The sequence below is a fragment of the Sporosarcina sp. P1 genome, assembly GCF_002743155.1.
GTDB classification, from domain to species: Bacteria; Bacillota; Bacilli; order Bacillales_A; family Planococcaceae; genus Sporosarcina; species Sporosarcina ureae_B.
Genome location: NZ_PDYS01000002.1, coordinates 348037 through 366819 on the forward strand (window position 1 = coordinate 348037; position 18783 = coordinate 366819).

Below are 18783 nucleotides of genomic sequence, written 5' to 3' on the forward strand. Positions count from 1 at the left end.
GAACTGAAAGGAGAAGATCATATGTATGAACCAATTGATTCATCTTTCTTCAATGTACCTGTACTAGAGCTTGCCCGTAATCTAGTCGGACAATATATTGTACATGAGCAACCCGAAGGACTGTCAGTGGTCAGAATTGTGGAAACTGAAGCGTATCACGGAGCTGAAGACCGTGCTGCGCATAGTTATGGTAACCGTAGAACGAAGCGAACGGAAGTCATGTTCGGTAAGCCGGGATCCGTATATACATATCAGATGCATACCCACACGCTAATGAATGTCGTCTGTGCTCAAGAGGGGACGCCGCATGCCGTGTTACTACGGGCAGGTGAACCAATAGAAGGAGTAAGTCATATGCAACAACGCCGTGGCATACACATTAAGAGAGAAACCGATCTTACAAATGGACCCGGGAAACTTTCCAAGGCTCTCGGGGTGACGATGTCATACTACGGACATCATTGGACACAGAAGCCTCTCTACATAGCTGAAGGCTTTCCTCAGGCTGAAATAGAAGCAGGTCCGCGGGTAGGGATTGGCAACACGGGTGAAGCCGTGCATTACCCTTGGCGTTTCTATGAAAAGGACAACCCGTTCGTCTCAAAGTATAGAAAATAAATTAATGAACATCTCGAATATATTTGGTTACAGAGAAGAATAGGGGAAATTATGAAAAAAATATTGAGAATGGGCAGTGCATTTATTGGAATTATCGTAGGGGCGGGATTTGCTTCCGGTAATGAAATCATGACGTATTTTACGAGTTTCGGTTATTTAGGTATGATTGGCGCAGTGATTTGTACGGCACTCTTCGCTTACTTAGGAATGACATTAACGCGTCTTGGAAGTCGATTGCGAACAACTTCACATAAAGACGTGATCTACAAAATCAGTGGACGCTATTTAGGTGTAATAGTAGATGGTATTATCATCTTTACACTATTTGGCGTAGGTGTAGTTATGCTAGCGGGTGCGGGGGCTAATTTACATCAGCAATTTGGCTTGCCGACATTTGTAGGTAGTTTGCTTATGATAGTTTTGGTGTTCTTGACGATATTATTAAACGTAGATAAAGTAGTCGCTGTAATCGGCAGTGTAACACCGTTTTTAATTATTATGGTAGTTGTTGTCTCTGTTTACAGTATCATCACGATGGATACAACCTTCGCAGTTCTTGATCCTGTTGCCAAAGCATTGCCGACGACATTGCCTAACTGGTTCATATCTGCAATTAACTATGTGTCATTTAATATTGCGGTTGGTGCTTCGATGGCTATTGTCATGGGAGGTGCGGAAGAGGATGAAAAGATTGCGGCGCGAGGTGGATTTGTAGGTGGTCTTGGATTAGGTATTTTAATTCTGTTAAGTCATTTGGCACTTTTTTCACAAGTGGAAAACGTGGCGGGGGCAGATTTACCGATGCTTGCCATCATCAATAATATTTCACCGATCTTTGCAATTTTCATGGCGGTTATTTTATACGGTATGATCTTTAATACAGCAGTCAGTATGTTTTATGCGTTTGGTGCTCGATTCATCCAAAGTGGTACGATGAAGTTTAAGCTATTCGTAGCCTGTTCATTAGTAATTGGCTATGCACTGAGTTTTTTTGGATTCACAAATTTGGTCAGTACACTGTATCCGGTTGTCGGCTATTTAGGTCTGTTTTTAGTAGTTGCACTCATTATGGCTTCGATCCGTATGCCGAATAAAATATAAAAACAACCCCCGCGAATTTAAAATTCGTGGGGGTTGTTTCTGCTTAAACAGATTGTAACTGAAGGGCTACAGCTGGGCCGAAGAACTCGAAGTGAATTTTCTCTTCTGGAATACCCATTGCGTGAAGTTGTTGAAGTACGAACTCCATGAAGCCAGTTGGTCCGCATACATAGACATCACTGCCTGCAATCACGTTGTCTTCTAAGAATTCACGTGTGAACATGCCGTCTCCCTCTTCTGAATAAAGCGTTTTGTACGTAGAGTTTGGCAATTTAGCATTTAATTGCTCTAGTTTATTCGCAAATGCTTGTTGGCTGCGTGTACGTGCAGAGTGCAAGAATGTCACTTCACGTTCAGGAGACAAGTCTGCAATAGTTGAATACATAGCTTTCATTGGTGTAATACCCACTCCACCGCTGATTAATGTGACAGGTGCTGTACCAGTAGGATCCAAATAGAAGTCGCCTGCTGGTGCGCTGACTTCGACGATGTCGCCTACACTTGCATTTTCATGCAAGTAGCAAGATACTACGCCATTAGGTGATAATGTATCTTCACGTTTAACCGAGATACGGAAAGTCTCATCGTTTGATTTTTGAGACAAGCTGTACTGACGGTTGACAATATTTTTCGCACCTGGGATTTCCAATCGAATCGTAATGTATTGTCCTGGTAAATAGTATGGCAACTTTTTGCCGTCAACAGGTTTTAAGTAAAACGACGTAATGACGTCACTTTCTTCCACTTTGTCGATAATTTCGAAGTCTTTAAATAAATGCCATCCGCCATCAGCTTGTTCTGTATTCTCATACATATCTTTTTCTACGCCGATGAAAGCGTCAGCGATTACGCCATAAGCGGCTTCCCACGCATCCATAATTTCAGGTGTTGCTGCATCGCCAAGCACTTCTTTGATCGCTTTCAATAAATACTCTCCGACAATTGGATAATGTTCTGGCAAAATTCCCAGAGATACGTGCTTGTGCGCGATTTGGACAACCACCGGTAAAATGGCTTCTAGGTTATCGATATGTTGCGCTGCTGCGTATACTGTGTTTGCAAGAGCTGTCTGTTGACGACCTTGAGATTGGTTAGCATGGTTAAATATATCTAGTAATTCGGGATGAGCCACAAACATGTTTTTATAAAAAGCCGTAGTAATCGCGGTGCCGTGCTCTTCTAATACTGGTACTGTGGATTTGATAACGTCGATAGTTTTTTGATCTAACATTGATAATGCACAACCTCTCCGTATTTGATATCTCTATCATAAATCATTTAGAATTCAAAAGCTATATATTAAATACATGTTTAAAAATATAATGTGAATATTGTCACATTCTATTCAAAAATTAGTTATTCTTTTACGTGTAACGCCTGGTGTCAATCCATGATTTTTCAATTGAAAATGGTATAATGATGAAAGAGTAGAAAGTGGTGATATTATGCGTTTAACGATGTATACAGATTATTCGCTGCGTGTTCTGATTTTTTTAGCTTCCAAGCAATCGGATGAACTGTCCACAGTTCAAGAAATCTCGGATGCTTATCAAATATCGAAAAATCACCTCACCAAGATAGTCCATGAGTTAGGAAAACTGGAACTCATCGAAACCACTCGTGGGCGGGGTGGCGGAATCCGTCTCAGTGTAAATCCAAATAGCATTAATGTAGGCGAACTAGTTCGAAAAACAGAAGATGATTTCCACTTAGTCGAATGTTTTGATCCCAGTAAAAATATGTGCGTATTGTCTCAAGCCTGTCAGCTAAGGGGTGTCTTATACGAAGCACTTCAAGCTTACTTTGCTGTGCTAGATCGTTACACGATTGCAGATTTCCTTCATAACAAGGAAGAAATACAATCTTTACTATTTCCTACTAGTCAATCCTGAATAGTGTGATAGAATATAGTTAGTAAACATAGTGAAATAGGAGGAATTAAACATGTCAAAAGTGTTAGTCATTGGACATAAAAACCCGGATACAGATTCCATCGCATCAGCGATTACGTATGCATATCTTAAACAACAAATCGGTATGGACGCAGAAGCTGTTCGTCTAGGGACTATTACGAAAGAAACAGCGTATGCGCTTGAAACTTTCGGTTTTGAAGCACCACGCTTAATTGAAAGAGCAGCACCTGAAACATCTCAAGTCATCTTAGTCGATCATAACGAAAGACAACAAAGTGTCGATGACTTGGATGAAGTACAAGTGTTAGAAGTAATTGATCATCACCGTATTGCGAACTTCCAGACAAACGATCCATTGTATTATCGCGCAGAGCCAGTAGGCTGTACGGCAACTATATTGAATAAATTATTCAAAGAGCATGGCGTTGAAATTCCGAAGAACATTGCAGGCTTAATGCTTTCTGCGATCGTATCGGATTCGTTATTATTCAAATCGCCAACATTCACAGATCAAGATCAGGTAGCAGCCAAAGAACTAGCTGCCATTGCAGAAGTAGATGCTGCTGTTTACGGTTTGGACATGTTGAAAGCTGGAGCAGACTTAAGCTCTGTACCTGTAAAGGATTTGGCTAGTCTGGATTCGAAAGAATTTATATTCGGCGATGTGAAAATGGAAATCGCACAAGTAAATGCAGTAGACTTGCAAGATATTCTTGGTCGACAAGATGAACTGGAAGCGGAATTAAATGAAGTAATCGAACAAAAAGGGCTAGATTTATTCCTGTTTGTTGTGACGGATATCATCAATAGCGATTCCGTAATCATTGCGCTAGGAAAAGAAGCCGAACGTGCAGGTTCTGCATTTAATGTAGCATTCAATAATAATACGGCTTTGTTAAAAGGTATCGTTTCACGTAAGAAGCAAATTGTACCTGTATTGACTGAAGCACTTTCATAATAACCAGACTGTCATGGAAATCGGTAGCCCGATCTTCCGTGACAGTTTTTTTATCCTAAATCGAGGGGCTGTGTGGCAGGACCTTCCAATACGGTTCCATCCGCACGAAAACGTGATCCGTGACATGGACAGTCCCACGTTTGGTCTCCTTTATTCCAACGGGTACGACATCCCATATGCGTACAAATTGGGGAGTCAGTCCGGGCGATATGTCCACCGGCAAATTCCTTTACGGTACGCCCGGCTAATAGTAAAGCCCGGCTGGATAAAGAGCCGAAATCGGTTCTACTAGGAGAAAATAATTCGCTTGCGGCATTCGGTCGACCGATAATCGCATCCGAGATAATTTCTGCACAGGCTAAGGAATTAGATAATCCCCATTTTCGATAGCCTGTACTAATGTAGACATCCGGCGAAGAGTTTGAAATAGCTCCTGCATAAGGCACTAAATCAGGTGTGGACGGATCCTGAGCCGACCATTTGTAGACAACTTCAGGATGCCCCAATGTCGTTTTTATATCCTCTGTCAAGCTGTCATAATGTAGTTGGGTTTCTTTTTCCGAACCAGCAGGATGAGATTGAGCGGCTAGCAACAAGTAAGACTGGTCATCGATCGTCACTGTCCGTATCGAGCGTTTCGGCTCATCTACCGAGATATATTGATGATCAAATACAGTATCGGTTTTAGCCGCAGCAATATAGGAACGCTGGACGTCCAGTTTAAGAATTTGCATGCCTTCGAGTGCTTCAATGGGATAATGTGAGCAGATAACTAGTTGTCGATAACTCACTATTTTAGATGAAGAGAGTTTGACGAAATGACGATCAGTATCCAGAGCGGCTACTTGTGCATGTTCAAAAATTCGTGCACCTTCTTTTACAGCGAGCTCTGCCAATTGTTGTCCAAAACGCACTGGATGAATTTGTGCTTCGTCTTCAATCAGTAAAGTGTGAGCTGTTTCAAAAGGTAAGTAGGGTGCATTGCTCGCAAGTATAAATGGAATCCCAATCGCTTCATACGCTTTCTTCTCCGCAAGTAATCGTTCCGTACCTTCAGTTGTTTGAGAATATAGTACGGAGTGTGCATTTTGCAGTTGATCTGCTTCCGCAATGGATCGCGCAAAATCAACAGCTTGTTCATTTGCATTAAAATATTGTTTTGCGCTTTCCACACCAAACTGTTCAATCATGTCTGCATAGACTACATCATGTTGTGCGGTTAGTTTACCTGTAGAATTTCCCGTTGCCCCATGCAGCAAACTGTTTTTTTCGAGCAACACAACGTCCTTTCCTTGCTTAGACAAAAAATAGGCATTTGCTATGCCGCTCAGTCCGCCTCCGATGATTAACACATCACAAGTTAAATCATCATCTACAGTTGGATAGGTAGATTTCGGATAAGCAGTGGCGAGCCATAAAGATTGATTCATTCTGACACCTCATTCTATAAAATTATATAACCCAAGCATTAACATTGTTGCCAACTTTACTTGAATCTAAAATAGAGAATAGAAAGGTGGGGGAAAAAATGAAAATTGAAGTATGGTCAGATTATGTTTGTCCGTTTTGCTATATTGGAAAAAGACGTTTGGAGCATGCATTGAAGCAATTAGGGCTCGAGGGGGAATCGGAAGTTGTATTCAAGGCGTTTCAATTAGATCCGAATACACCCGTGGCTTCAGAGCAATCATTATTGGACGGATTAGCTAGTAAATTTAAAGTCACCAAACAAGAAGCAGAAAACATGATGAGTAATATAGAAGAGCAAGCAAAAACCGTTGATCTTCACTATCAAGTAGATCGAATGAAAACATCTAACACGCTTGATGCACACCGTTTAGTGAAATTTGCAGAGAAGCACAATGTAGAGAAGGAAGTGACAGAGCGTCTCATGCACGGTTATTTCGTGGAAGGGGAGCGTATCGATACGGAAGAAGTACTTGTAGGGATTGCAACAGAAGCTGGATTGGACGCAAAGGAAACCAAAGACATGCTTCATAGTAATGATTACGAGGATGAAGTAAAAAAAGATATCGAAGAAGCGCGGGAAATTGGTGTTCAAGGTGTACCATTCTTTGTAATTAATCGTAAATTTGCTATAAGTGGAGCGCAGCCTACTGAAGCATTTGTCGAAGCGTTTAAAAAGATTGTTGAGGAAGAGAAGGGTACAAAACCTAAGTTGCAAGTACTTGGCACAGATAATGGCGGGCAGTGTGATGATGGAGCTTGTGACATCTGAAGAAAAGTTAAATAACTGAATGGTTTTTCAGACTGAAGAAAACTCTAGAAAATTAAGAGGAGTTTTGTCTTCAGTCTTTTTTGATAGGTTTCTAGTCCGTTTGAAGTAGTGCAATAGTTGAATGAAAATGGAATGGGTCCCAGTGAAATATCAATCAATGGTGCTTTTCTATTGTCTTTTTTCCTTGCAAATTACAACGGACATCTTGATATCAATAATATCGCCAACCATTACACCACCAGCTTCAATTGCACGGTTCCACATTAATCCGAAATCTTTTCGTTTGATTTTACCCTCGACGAGATACGTAGCACCGAAGACGGTGACTTCTTGGGGAGTGATGCAGAATAGGGCTCTTTTGGTCGTATTTTTAACAGTCAAGTCACCGGACGTTTGATATCTACCATCTGTATCGTTGTAAATTGTGCGGGAAGAGAATGTCATTTCGGGGAAAGTTTCGGCATTAAAAAAGTCCGCGGAGCATAGATGTAGATCACGGTCTCTATTCTTCGTCTGGATTGAAGAAACGATTACTTGAAAACTAATCTTTGTTTTAGTCAAGTCCGCAATGTTTCCTTGTAATTCTCCTGAAAACTCTTCAAACGTTCCCGTGACAGTTGATACCATCATATGTGGAACAGAAAAGCCAACAGTGGACGCCGTAGGATCTACCTTCCAAGTATTCACTTTCACTCCTCCTTACGGATATTTAGTTAGCTAAACTGTAATTGAAAAAACATAAAAAGTCAAAATGAAAAACCTTGTCAAAAGGACTGATTGCAAGCATACTAATAGATGGATAAGATTGTTTCCGTAAAACTGGAGACACGTATAGTGAAAGGACTTGATGTAGATGTCAAAACATCGATGGTTTGAAGATCTTCAAAATAACATAAAAAGCGGTTGGTTATTACTTGATGAGCCATTAAACAAATATACGAAAACACGTCTAGGTGGTAAAGCGGATGTCTTCGCGGCACCTGGCACAATAGAAGAAGTGCAAGCGGTTGTTAGCTATGCTTATCAGCATGAAATTCCTATTTTGTTGCTAGGAAACGGTTCTAATATGGTCGTTCGTGACGGTGGTGTTCGTGGAATCGTAATGTATATGGCAAACCTAAACCATATTGAGATTGTTGGTACTCGAATGATTGCGGAAGCTGGAGCAAATATTATCGATGCCTCTAAAGAAGCAGCGATAGCTTGTTTAACTGGTCTGGAGTTTGCTTGTGGAATACCGGGTTCAATCGGTGGTGCAATGGCAATGAATGCAGGCGCATACGGTGGAGAAATCAAAGATATTATTCATCAAGCGACTGTAATGGATGACAAAGGAAGAATTTTCGTACTTTCAAAAGATGAGTTGGAGCTAGGGTATCGTAAAAGCATCATTACTACAGAAGGTTATTACGTCCTATCAGCAGAGTTCTGGCTCACACAAGGTGAACAGTGTGAAATTGATGCGGCAGTTGCCGACTTAACGTTTCAACGTGAATCAAAACAACCGCTTGAATATCCATCAGCAGGAAGTGTGTTCAAGCGTCCACCCGGTTACTTCGCTGGAAAGTTGATCCAAGATAGCGGCTTGCAAGGTAAAGGTTTTGGTGGAGCGGAAGTGTCTACTAAACACGCGGGGTTCATCGTCAATAAAAGTAATGCCACTGCGGCAGATTATATTCAGACGATTGAGATGGTCAAAGCGGAAGTGAAGAAGAACTTCGGGATTGATCTGGAAATGGAAGTGAAGATCGTAGGGGAAGAACTTTCTGAATAATAGAAGTTACAGGAGCTGTCCGCGAAATCATTATTTAATGACTACTCGGGATAGCTCTTTTTGATGTGAAAAGTTGGGGAGAAAGGCCGGCAGGGGGATGGGGGATTGCGTCCCCTCGTACTTACCACTTAACTCCCACTGTATAAATTCTTAGATCTTGTACTTAAATCCATGTAAAAAAAGAGAAGCCCCATTTCAGGACATCTCTCGTGATATTAATTTTGTATCTTGCACTGGATCTTGCTTGAGTCGAGTACTTGGTCATCTTCTATCTGTACCTGGCATATCTTACTGTTTTGCATGAACTTAAAAATCCCGTTATTGAAATCGGTCCCAATTTCCTTAAAGAAGATTCCTTCATACTGCGCATGCTTGGTAAGCGTGAAATTGATGCGGAAGTTGTCGCCATCGGGAATCAAATACGCACGTACGCCTTTTTCAAACGATCCTTCTATCTCACTTTTAATCGCACGATCAACCGATACGACATGGAAATCAACAAATGGAATTTCTCTTAACAAGACGTTCATGAAAGAGCCTTTTGTAATTTCCTCCCAGCGGCTTTGCGCGGTCTGTCCGATGATGATTTGTGTAATGCCAAATTGGTGAGCCACTTCTTTAATGACTTTTGCAGTTGGGCGCTTCTCATCGTCGCGGATAATGAATGCTTCAACATCCAATTCTTTTGCAAGTTCTTTCCAACGATCTACATACTCGGACTTCTCGACATCAAAATCATCGAGTGGTGCAGGGTCGATTGTCAGGATATACAGCGGACAGTCCATGATTGTTGCAATTTTATATCCTCTATTAATGAGACGTTCACCATTTGGACCGTAATACACACAAACGAGAATACTCTCGTCCATACGGCTTTTCATTTTGCCCATAATGACTCATCACCTCTTCAAATTCTATAAACTAATTGTAACCGGTTCACACTTTAGGGGGATGCTTTCCGCTGCAATTCCGCCAGAGAACCTCATCCTGTATAGGATTACGAACGTGGACTTACTGTATACTGACCGCGCTTTTTATGCGGTTTTCGATAAAGTAGTGTATACTTTTGAGTAGAGATTGTACACTTTGCTTAGAGTCCCATTATGCATAACGTACAGTGTTCAGTCAAGAGTCTCTGAGCATTCTATTGACACTAACAATCGATTAATTCTGGGAGGTGTTAGATTGATTACTGTCTTACTGGCAATATTCATTCCATTTATCGCAGCAGGTTTAGTTCCATTTATACATAAATTTTTGACCGGAAGTCGGATCGGTTGGTTTGTAATCACCATTCCATTATTCTTGTTTGCCTTACTAATTCGTCTTGTTCCTTCGCTTTCGGAAGGGGCGTCTTATTTATACACGTTGCCTTGGATACCTTCTGCAGATATCTATTTTTCCACGCATTTAGATGGGCTAAGTATGATTTTTGCTTTATTGATTACAGGAATTGGTAGTCTAGTTGTATTGTATTCCATTTACTATCTTTCTGAACGGGAAGCGATTGGTCGTTTTTATACATATTTGCTATTGTTCATGGGAGCTATGCTAGGTGTCGTGTTATCCGATAACCTGATTGTTCTGTATGTATTTTGGGAATTGACGAGTATTTCTTCTTTCTTATTAATTGCTTTCTGGTATCACCGAAAACAGTCAAGGTACGGAGCAAAGAAATCCATGCTGATTACTGTCACAGGTGGTATTTTCATGTTGGTTGGATTTTTAATGCTTTATACGATTACAGGAACGTTCAATTTACAAGAGTTAATCGCTATGCGAGAAGTGATTGCAGCAGACTCATTGTTCATCCCTGCTATGTTACTTGTTTTAGTTGGTGCGTTCACTAAGTCCGCACAGTTTCCATTCCACATCTGGCTACCTGACGCAATGGAAGCCCCTACGCCTGTTAGTGCCTACCTACACTCCGCTACTATGGTTAAAGCGGGTATTTATTTAGTAGCTCGGTTCACCCCAATCTTCGCAGGTGATACGACATGGTTCTTCGTCGTATCTTGTGTTGGATTATTGACGATGTTGTGGGGATCTGTCAACGCGGTGAAGCAAACGGATCTGAAAGCGTTACTCGCGTTTTCAACAGTGAGTCAGCTGGGTATGATCATGAGTTTGCTTGGTATCGGCTCATTGGCATTCGCTTCCTCTGAAAGCACGCACATCGCGTTATTCACCGCTGCTACATTCGCTGCATTATTTCATATGATTAATCATTCCACCTTTAAAGGTTCTTTATTTATGGTCGTCGGAATTTTAGATCATGAACTGGGAACACGTAATATTCAACGACTGGGTGGCTTGGCAACGATCATGCCCATTACATTTACCATTGCACTGATTGGTAGTTTTTCCATGGCAGGATTGCCACCATTTAACGGTTTCTTAAGTAAGGAATTATTTTTTGAAGCGATGCTGTCATTAAAAGAAGCCAATCTATTATCAATGGATTCGTTGGTTTTGTTGTTCCCAATCGTTGCATGGGTCGGCAGTATATTTACATTTATTTATTGTATGATCATAGTATTTCAGACGTTTTTCGGCAAAGTACATGCACCGGTTCCCGGACAAAGACCTGCTCATGAAGCACCGATCCAGATGTTGATTTCACCTATGGTACTTGGCAGTCTGGTCGTACTCATCTTCATCTTCCCGAATCTGCTCGGAACGTATATTTTAGGGCCAGCAATGAATGCGGTATATCCACAATTTGTGGGGATGCCTGGTCTAGTACCAGAAATACAAGTGTGGCATGGTTGGGGGATGCCGATCTTTATGACGATCGGTGTGGTTATCACAGGGGTTTTATTGTATTGTTTCTTGCGTTACTGGAAAGGGATTTACAGTTTAGGCTTTTTACAATGGACGCTCGATCGCTCATATAATGCATTATTACAACGGATTGAACGAGTGGCTTCTGTGGTGACGAAAACGTATATGACCGGATCGGTACGGGATTACGTTGCATATATCATGCTGTTTTTCCTTGCACTTGTCGGTATAGGTTTGCTAGGTTTTCAGCAATTCATTTTCGACTTTTCAAATGATGCTGTGATTGAAATTAATGAAAGCATCATTATTTTCGTTATGATGTGTTCAAGTGTAGCGATTTTATTTGCCAAATCCAGAATTACTGCCATTATTCTTAACGGTGTGCTGGGCTATTCCATCGCCATTCTATTTGTAGTATTCCGAGCGCCGGATCTGGCGTTGACGCAAATAATTGTCGAGACGGTTACAACGGTGCTGTTCTTATTGTGCTTCTATTATTTACCGGAATGGAAAAACGAGCATAAGTCGATTTCCATGCGAGTACGTAATGGATTGATCGCGGTTGCATCCGGAGTCGCTGTTACCGTTATCGCTTTGCTCGTGCAAGGCCATTCCTTGTATCCGTCTATTTCCATTTACTATGAAACGGCATCACGGCTTGCAGGCGGTTTGAATGTAGTGAATACGATACTCGGTGACTTCCGCGCATTCGATACGATGCTTGAAGTATTAGTATTATTCATCGCAGGTCTTGGTGTCTATTCATTAGTCAAGTTGCGTCGCAAGAAGGGAGTGGATCACCCTGAAGAAAAATGATGTAATCTTACAGACGGTGACGAAGATCGTATTCTTTATCATCTTGACGTTTGGTGTGGAACTTTTTTTATCAGGACATAATAATCCGGGAGGCGGGTTCATTGGTGGACTTGTGCTCTCTTCTGCGTTTGTATTATTGTATTTAGTTTATGACATAGAAACGGTTCACCGAGGCACGCCATTTGATTTTAAGCGAGTGGCGGCGCTTGGTGTGTTGCTTGCGGTAGGTACGGGAATGTTCTCGTTAGTGTTTGGCGAGCCCTTCCTATCACAGGAGACATGGCTCGTGGACTTACCGGTTTTTGGTGAGACAGAACTTGGAACGATGACGATTTTCGAAGCAGGAGTCGCACTGACTGTCCTCGGTGTTGTCGTGACAATTATTTTGGGAATCAGTGAGGATGTGGAGTAATGGAGACATTAATTACCCTTCTGGTAGGTGTGCTAGTGGCAGTAGGCGTTTATTTACTTTTATCAAAAGAGATGTTGCGAATTATTTTAGGGACAGCGATTCTGTCGCATGCCATCCATTTATTATTATTGACAATGGGTGGTTTAAAAAAGGGCGATGTTCCTTTGCTAACAGAGACGGCTGCTGAATATACAGATGCACTGCCGCAAGCGTTGATTCTGACGGCGATTGTTATCAGTTTCGCGGTGACAGCATTTTTACTCGTATTGTCTTACCGTGTGTATCAAGAGTCTGGACCTGGATTGCGAGGGCAAGAAGATGAATAATATATTGGTATTGCCTATGATTTTGCCTATTTTGGTAGGTGTGATTTTAGTATTCTTACGTCCTTATATTCGTGTGCAACGTGTACTTAGTGTACTGACGACGATCGCTTCTGCTGCTGTGGCGGCCTATTGTCTCCAACATATACACCTGAACGGCATCATGCGTTTGGATTTTGGAGATTGGTTACCACCGCATGGTATTTTGTTTGTGGGCGATTCATTCGCAATGTTATTAGTATTGGTTGCGTGCATCGTTTCCAGTATTATTTTGCTGTATGCATTCGCTACGACAGGGATTGAGACAGAGGCGATGTTTTTCTATCCATTCTTCCTGTTTTTAGTGGCGGGAGTCAATGGCTCATTTCTGACTGGCGATTTATTTAATCTGTTTGTTTGTTTTGAAGTCATGTTACTGGCTTCCTATGTGCTGCTGACTCTTGGCGGACGTAAAACACAGTTAAAGGAAGGTATTACTTATGTATTGATCAATGTGCTGGCTTCTTGGTTCTTCTTATTGGGCATCGCGTATTTATACGGTGTACTCGGTACGTTAAACATGGCACATATCGCTGCGCGCGTAGCAGAAACGGGACAAGGACCTCTACTGACATTGATCGCAATTATTTTCTTAATTGTCTTTAGTTTGAAAGCGGGCTTGCTACTTTATTTCTGGCTGCCGGGTTCTTATTCCGCACCCCCTATTGCGGTCGCGGCACTGTTTGGTGCGTTACTGACAAAGGTCGGTATTTATGCGCTGTACCGCATGTTCACATTAATATTCATACATGATCCGATTATTTATAAAATCATTGGCGTGCTAGCCATTGTCACAATGGTTGCGGGTTGTCTCGGAGCGATTGCCTATTCAGATATACGTCAGATCGTCTCGTATAACGTCATCATTTCCGTTGGTTTTGTGTTGACGGGTCTTGCGGTTGCTACGAATACTGCATTTCAAGGTGCGAGCTATTATTTGATTCATGACATGGTCAGTAAAGCATTGCTGTTTTTATTGGCAGGTACTGTCGTGTATTTGACAGGACGTTCAAAGTTCAATGAAATCAGCGGCCTAATCCGAAACTATCCGCTAGTCGGTTGGTTATTTTTCTTGACGATGCTAGCGATTGCCGGAATACCACCATTTAGCGGATTTATCGGTAAAGTGTACATAGGATTAGGTGCAATTGAAACAGGATCTTACGTGTTACTTGCAGTGGCGTTTTTATCGAGTATCGGTGTATTGTATTCACTTCTTCGTATTTTCCTCAATAGTTTTTGGGGGGAAACGACAATTAGTGAAGATGATCAGAAGCCGTTTCAAAAGAAGGTCGGCTTGCCGCTCGTATTGCTTGCAATACTCGTAGTTGGATTAGGTATAGGTGCAGAACTGCTGTCGCCTTATATCCAGGACGCAGCCGATGCATTAGCAAATCCGGAACAGTATATACGTGCTGTGATGGGTGACGATTTAGAGTAGGGAGGGGGAGACGACATGCCGTTACAGCTTCTGCTGAATTTATTCATCGCATTTTTGTGGATGACGCTGATGGATGAAGATGAACTGAGATTTACGACATTTTTCATGGGGTTTTTAGTCGGGCTTGGCATTATCTTTGTCATGAGCCGTTTTTTCGATACGCATTTCTATTTGCGCAGAGTATATGCTGCCTGCAAGCTCTTGTTAATCTTTATAAGGGAACTGACGCAGTCAAGTATTGTGGTCATCTCCCAAATCATGAGACCTACACTGCGTATTAAGCCTGGTATCTTTAAATATAAAACTATTTTGACGAGTGATGTGGAAGTGACTATGCTGTCTATGCTTCTCACCTTAACGCCAGGCTCGGTTGTGATGGAAGTATCCTCTGAGGGCAATGAGTTATATATTCACGCAATGGACGTTGAAGAGTCACGCGACGGATTGATTAAGCAACTGAAGAATTTCGAGAAAGCGATTATGGAGGTGACACGATGATAGCAGGTATGCTGACAATATCGGTCATACTATTCGCGCTGACCATTTTGGTGGCAGTCATCCGGATTATCTTAGGTCCTTCACTACCGGACCGTGTGGTGGCACTCGATGTAATCGGTGTGAATTTGATTGCTACAATTGCCGTCGTGTCGGTGATTTTAAATACAAAAGCATTTTTGGAAGCCATCTTGATCCTAGGGATTCTTTCCTTTATCGGAACGATCGCATTTTCCAAATTTATTGAGAGGGGGAAAATAGTTGAACGTAAGCGAGATCGGTGAATTTATAGGGGCTTTATTGATTTTGACAGGGGCTGTTGCCAGTATGTTAAGTGTCTTTGGGTTGATCCGTTTACCGGATGTCTATACTCGGTCACACGCCGCAACGAAAAGTTCGACATTGGCAGTATTATTGACATTATCCGGCGCATTCGTCTATTTCCTCTTCTCTGAAAACTTTATCAGCGTACGGTTGCTTCTTGGTATCGGCTTTGTGTTTTTGACAGCACCGGTGGCGGGGCATGTAATCATCCGTGCTGCTTATCGATCGAAAGTTAAGCTAGCGGATATTTCTACGGAAGATGAATTATATGAAAAAATCCATGGACAAAACAAAGACGATATCCAGTAAGTGTTGATTGAAATGAACAGAAGAGTCAATTGATTTTTTACTATCATATCTATTATAATTGCCGTAATCTATAGTCGACTGAATGGGGTGAAAATGTGGTAAATCAAGATGCTTGTGAAGTAACGATTGTGCATGAGGATGTCGTTCGTAAAATTCGAAAAGAGCTCCCTGATGTAACGAAGATGGTACAAATATTCAAAGCACTGGCTGATGAAACACGTTTGCGAATTGCTTATTCACTGACATTGGAATCGGAAATGTGCGTCTGTGATGTAGCGGCAGTGATTCAATCTTCATCCGCTACCGCTTCCCATCATTTACGTTATTTACGGGATCATTCATTGGCTAAATCAGAAAGACGTGGAAAAATGGTATACTACTCTTTGGCAGACGAGCATGTCGCGGACTTAGTGAAAATTGCATATGAACATGCAATTGAAGCAAAGCAAACGTTATAATGTCATGTGAGGCGCCTGCATACAGGCAGTCATGATGGAGGAATTTTAATGCGCTTACAAGAATGGACGATAGAAGAACAAGATTTACTTATTCAGTTTATGACGACAAACTCATGGCCTTATCATGATAGTAGTCAGCCAGGTCGCGAGTTGCTTGAAAAGTCGATAGAAGAGGGCGGCTATGCATCTGATGACGTAAAGACCTTCTGGATTGAAAATAATGAAAACGAAAAAGTGGGAATCGTAAAAGTCTATGACTTACAGGAAGACGTTCCATTATTCGACTTGCGGATTGCTGATCATTTTCGAGGGTATGGTTATGGTTCGCGAGCGCTAAAAAAACTCACACAATACGTCTTCGAATTACCGGAGCATAAGATTCGTATAGAAGGACATACACGCCATGATAATGCAGCTATGCGTAAAGCGTTTGAGCGGGCCGGCTTTGTAAAAGAAGCACACTTGCGTCAAGCATGGTTCCTTCCGAAAGAGAACACGTATTATGATGCGGTAACATATGGAATGACGAGAGAAGATTATGAGGCCGGTACGACAACGCCTGTCCGTTGGGAAGACCGGGAACGTGATGTTAAGAGCATACCCGGTTTCAAAGAACAGCTACAATCTGAGCGGCTACATATTCGAGCACCTGAATTACACGATGTGATGGATGTTTGGGGTGCGGTGTCACATTCAATGCCTACGTTGCGTAAATGGACTGGATGGGCGCAGAAAGACATGACGATTGAAACGACAGAGGAATATGTACGTCAATCAGTTTCTGAATTCATCGGTAGAAAATCTTTGAACTTTCATCTGTTTTTAAGAGAAACGGGTGAATTCATTGGTTGCGCAGGTTTCCATCGTATCGATTGGAGCATTCGCAAATTTGAAGTAGAGTATTGGCTGGATACGAAGTTTGAAGGCGAAGGCTATATGACAGAAGCGATCAAAGAGCTTGTGGAGTTTGCATTTACAGATTTATCGGCTGTACGGATAGAATTTGTTTGTGACGAGAACCACAGTAAAGGCCGTGCAGTAGCCAAACGAACAAATTTTGAACTGGAAGGAATTTTACGCAAAAATGCTCCTTCTGCGAATGGGCAAGGCTTACGCAACACATGTGTGTATGCGATAGTTACCTGATCACAGAAAGAGCACTATAAGCGTCACTATATCGAACGTCTTCCAGTTATTAATTGAATGACAAAGATAATGCCGGCAATTACTAAAAGTGTGTGGATTAAGCCACCGCCAATATTTGCTACTAAACCAATTACCCATAATGCTATTAGAACTACGATAACAAGCCATAATATACGACCCATAGTGAATCAACTCCTTTTCATTGTTATTTGCTATGTAAGTATTTTACCCACGATTTACTATCTTAAACTTTTAAGATAGTAAATCGTGGATGTGGACAGTCAAATGAGGAGGCGATAGTTTGGCTACACCGAGTATGGAAGACTATATTGAACAAATTTATTTACAACTAGAAGCAAGGGGTGAAGCGCGTGTGTCCGACGTGGCAGAGGCGCTTTCTGTGCTCCCTTCATCTGTAACCAAAATGGCCCAGCGGCTAGATCGTGAAGGCTATGTACACTATGAGCGCTACCGGGGTTTGGCATTGACGGACCGCGGCTTACGCTTTGGTAAAAAACTTGTGCATCGTCATGAATTACTGGAACAATTCCTGCGTATCATAGGTGTGGAAGAAGAAAATATCTATGGAGACGTAGAAGGAATTGAACATCACTTAAGTTGGAATGCGATGGATCGTATTACAGATCTAGTGGAGACGCTCGAGTCTGATCCCGAATTCGTTAAAAAATTAAAAAGTAAAGCACTCTAGAGAGGATTATCTTATATGACATTATTACAACCAGGTACACTTGCAACACTCGAAATACTTCGCAAAGAAGGGTCACGCTTTGTATTGAATGCTGCCGGAGAAGAAATCTATATGAATGAATCCGAAGCACCGGATGCACAAGAACAATCGACGATAGAAGTTTTTCTTTACATCAATAGAAGAGGTGAACTGACAGGTACTGCGCAAATTCCGTCAGTCACAGTTCATTCATTCGGGTGGGCAAAAGTTATTCGCTTGGATAGAAGTGAAGGAGTTTATGTAGATATTGGTGCATCGTTTGAAGTGCTGATCAATCGAGCAGACTTTCCACAAATTAAAGAACTATGGCCACAACCAGGTGATGAGTTATATATGACGCTTCGTTCAGATCCAGGGGGCAACTTGTTTGGACGACTAGTGACTGAAGAAAGAATTCAGGAGCACTATACAATGGCGGAAGCAGATATGTACAATCAAAATGTCAAAGCAAGAGCGTACCGCTTGCTACCAATCGGTACATTCCTATTGACAGAAGATATTCAACGTATTTTCGTTCACGAAACAGAGCGTAAAGCAGAGCCAAGATTAGGTGAAGAAGTAGATGTTCGTATTATTGAAGTCCATGAAGACGGCACGATGAACGGCTCATTATTGCCGAGGAAGCAAGACCGTTTACAAACAGATGGCGAACAAATTTTAGCCTATTTGCAACAGTCAGGCGGTAAAATGCCATTTACCGATAAATCGACTCCTGAAGAGATTGATGAGATGTTCCAGATGAGTAAGGGGGCCTTCAAGCGGGCACTAGGCACGTTGATGAGAGAACGAAGAATTACACAACAAGACGGTTGGACAACTCTTATATTATAATAAATGCAACTTTTTTATGAACCTCAACGTATCTATACATGTAGAACAAGGAGG

At 41.7% G+C, this 18783-nt stretch carries 22 protein-coding genes; 17 read left to right on the forward strand and 5 right to left on the reverse strand.

The features are described 5' to 3' along the window. Positions 1–21: 21 nt before the first annotated feature. Together CSV73_RS04645 and CSV73_RS04650 are read left to right on the forward strand one after the other, a co-directional pair. The gene (locus CSV73_RS04645) at positions 22–618 is read left to right on the forward strand and encodes a DNA-3-methyladenine glycosylase (RefSeq protein WP_085131947.1); all 597 of its coding nucleotides are present in this window, start codon (positions 22–24) and stop codon (positions 616–618) included. 51 nt (positions 619–669) lie between these two features. Then, complete coding sequence (locus CSV73_RS04650) at positions 670–1719, forward strand: YkvI family membrane protein (protein ID WP_085131946.1); 1050 nt, start codon at positions 670–672, stop codon at positions 1717–1719. A 43-nt stretch (positions 1720–1762) separates the two neighbouring features. On the opposite strand, the gene hmpA is transcribed toward CSV73_RS04650, so the two are convergent. Further along, positions 1763–2974 (reverse strand): NO-inducible flavohemoprotein, encoded by a 1212-nt coding sequence (gene hmpA / locus CSV73_RS04655; protein ID WP_332308459.1) that lies wholly within the window; start codon positions 2972–2974, stop codon positions 1763–1765. A 190-nt stretch (positions 2975–3164) separates the two neighbouring features. Here hmpA and CSV73_RS04660 point away from each other — a divergent pair, with 190 nt between their 5' ends. Both CSV73_RS04660 and CSV73_RS04665 read left to right on the forward strand, forming a co-directional pair. Beyond that, positions 3165–3611 (forward strand): RrF2 family transcriptional regulator, encoded by a 447-nt coding sequence (locus CSV73_RS04660; protein WP_085131944.1) that lies wholly within the window; start codon positions 3165–3167, stop codon positions 3609–3611. Positions 3612–3663: 52 nt separating this feature from the next. Beyond that, positions 3664–4590 carry a manganese-dependent inorganic pyrophosphatase gene (locus CSV73_RS04665; RefSeq protein WP_085131943.1) on the forward strand — a complete coding sequence of 309 codons (927 nt, stop codon included), beginning with the start codon at positions 3664–3666 and terminating at the stop codon, positions 4588–4590. Positions 4591–4640: 50 nt separating this feature from the next. On the opposite strand, the gene CSV73_RS04670 is transcribed toward CSV73_RS04665, so the two are convergent. Next, the gene (locus CSV73_RS04670) at positions 4641–6020 is read right to left on the reverse strand and encodes an FAD-dependent oxidoreductase (protein WP_085131942.1); all 1380 of its coding nucleotides are present in this window, start codon (positions 6018–6020) and stop codon (positions 4641–4643) included. Between the two features lie 98 nt (positions 6021–6118). On the opposite strand from CSV73_RS04670, the gene CSV73_RS04675 reads away from it, so the two are divergent. Beyond that, entirely contained in the window at positions 6119–6829 is a 711-nt protein-coding gene (locus CSV73_RS04675) for a DsbA family oxidoreductase (protein WP_099626753.1), read from the forward strand. 168 nt (positions 6830–6997) lie between these two features. On the opposite strand, the gene CSV73_RS04680 is transcribed toward CSV73_RS04675, so the two are convergent. Then, positions 6998–7516, reverse strand: a complete 519-nt coding sequence (locus tag CSV73_RS04680; RefSeq protein ID WP_099626754.1) for a YceI family protein — start codon at positions 7514–7516, stop codon at positions 6998–7000. Between the two features lie 166 nt (positions 7517–7682). Here CSV73_RS04680 and murB point away from each other — a divergent pair, with 166 nt between their 5' ends. After that, positions 7683–8603 (forward strand): UDP-N-acetylmuramate dehydrogenase, encoded by a 921-nt coding sequence (gene murB / locus CSV73_RS04685; RefSeq protein ID WP_085131939.1) that lies wholly within the window; start codon positions 7683–7685, stop codon positions 8601–8603. A gap of 215 nt (positions 8604–8818) precedes the next feature. Here murB and CSV73_RS04690 read toward each other — a convergent pair whose 3' ends face one another. Further along, positions 8819–9493, reverse strand: coding sequence for an adenine nucleotide alpha hydrolase family protein (locus tag CSV73_RS04690; protein WP_099626755.1), 675 nt, complete (start codon positions 9491–9493; stop codon positions 8819–8821). A gap of 295 nt (positions 9494–9788) precedes the next feature. Here CSV73_RS04690 and CSV73_RS04695 point away from each other — a divergent pair, with 295 nt between their 5' ends. The 9 genes from CSV73_RS04695 to CSV73_RS04735 all read left to right on the forward strand — a co-directional run bounded on the left by CSV73_RS04695 (position 9789) and on the right by CSV73_RS04735 (position 17150). After that, on the forward strand, positions 9789–12203 hold the full coding sequence (locus CSV73_RS04695; protein WP_199092940.1) for a Na+/H+ antiporter subunit A: 2415 nt from the start codon (positions 9789–9791) through the stop codon (positions 12201–12203). Next, positions 12190–12615, forward strand: a complete 426-nt coding sequence (locus CSV73_RS04700) for a Na(+)/H(+) antiporter subunit B (RefSeq protein WP_099626756.1) — start codon at positions 12190–12192, stop codon at positions 12613–12615. The genes CSV73_RS04695 and CSV73_RS04700 overlap by 14 nt, the downstream gene beginning before the upstream one ends. Next, positions 12615–12941: a Na(+)/H(+) antiporter subunit C gene (locus CSV73_RS04705; protein ID WP_085131936.1), complete on the forward strand. Its 327-nt coding sequence runs from the start codon at positions 12615–12617 to the stop codon at positions 12939–12941. The genes CSV73_RS04700 and CSV73_RS04705 overlap by 1 nt, the downstream gene beginning before the upstream one ends. Next, positions 12934–14418 (forward strand): Na+/H+ antiporter subunit D, encoded by a 1485-nt coding sequence (locus CSV73_RS04710; RefSeq protein ID WP_099626757.1) that lies wholly within the window; start codon positions 12934–12936, stop codon positions 14416–14418. The genes CSV73_RS04705 and CSV73_RS04710 overlap by 8 nt, the downstream gene beginning before the upstream one ends. Before the next feature lie 15 nt (positions 14419–14433). Then, a complete protein-coding gene (locus CSV73_RS04715; RefSeq protein WP_085131934.1) occupies positions 14434–14916 on the forward strand; it encodes a Na+/H+ antiporter subunit E in 483 nt (160 codons plus the stop codon). After that, the gene (locus CSV73_RS04720) at positions 14913–15197 is read left to right on the forward strand and encodes a Na(+)/H(+) antiporter subunit F1 (protein ID WP_029054753.1); all 285 of its coding nucleotides are present in this window, start codon (positions 14913–14915) and stop codon (positions 15195–15197) included. Before CSV73_RS04715 ends, CSV73_RS04720 begins: the two co-directional genes overlap by 4 nt. Then, positions 15175–15546, forward strand: coding sequence for a Na+/H+ antiporter subunit G (locus CSV73_RS04725; RefSeq protein WP_085131933.1), 372 nt, complete (start codon positions 15175–15177; stop codon positions 15544–15546). The genes CSV73_RS04720 and CSV73_RS04725 overlap by 23 nt, the downstream gene beginning before the upstream one ends. 95 nt (positions 15547–15641) lie before the next feature. Next, positions 15642–16004, forward strand: a complete 363-nt coding sequence (locus tag CSV73_RS04730; protein WP_085131932.1) for an ArsR/SmtB family transcription factor — start codon at positions 15642–15644, stop codon at positions 16002–16004. 48 nt (positions 16005–16052) lie between these two features. Further along, complete coding sequence (locus CSV73_RS04735) at positions 16053–17150, forward strand: GNAT family N-acetyltransferase (protein WP_099626758.1); 1098 nt, start codon at positions 16053–16055, stop codon at positions 17148–17150. 26 nt (positions 17151–17176) lie between these two features. Here CSV73_RS04735 and CSV73_RS16325 read toward each other — a convergent pair whose 3' ends face one another. After that, entirely contained in the window at positions 17177–17332 is a 156-nt protein-coding gene (locus CSV73_RS16325; protein ID WP_143560424.1) for a lmo0937 family membrane protein, read from the reverse strand. Between the two features lie 119 nt (positions 17333–17451). On the opposite strand from CSV73_RS16325, the gene mntR reads away from it, so the two are divergent. Both mntR and CSV73_RS04745 read left to right on the forward strand, forming a co-directional pair. Beyond that, complete coding sequence (gene mntR / locus CSV73_RS04740) at positions 17452–17859, forward strand: transcriptional regulator MntR (protein WP_029054749.1); 408 nt, start codon at positions 17452–17454, stop codon at positions 17857–17859. Between the two features lie 15 nt (positions 17860–17874). Further along, complete coding sequence (locus tag CSV73_RS04745; protein WP_099626759.1) at positions 17875–18729, forward strand: CvfB family protein; 855 nt, start codon at positions 17875–17877, stop codon at positions 18727–18729. Positions 18730–18783: the final 54 nt, after the last annotated feature.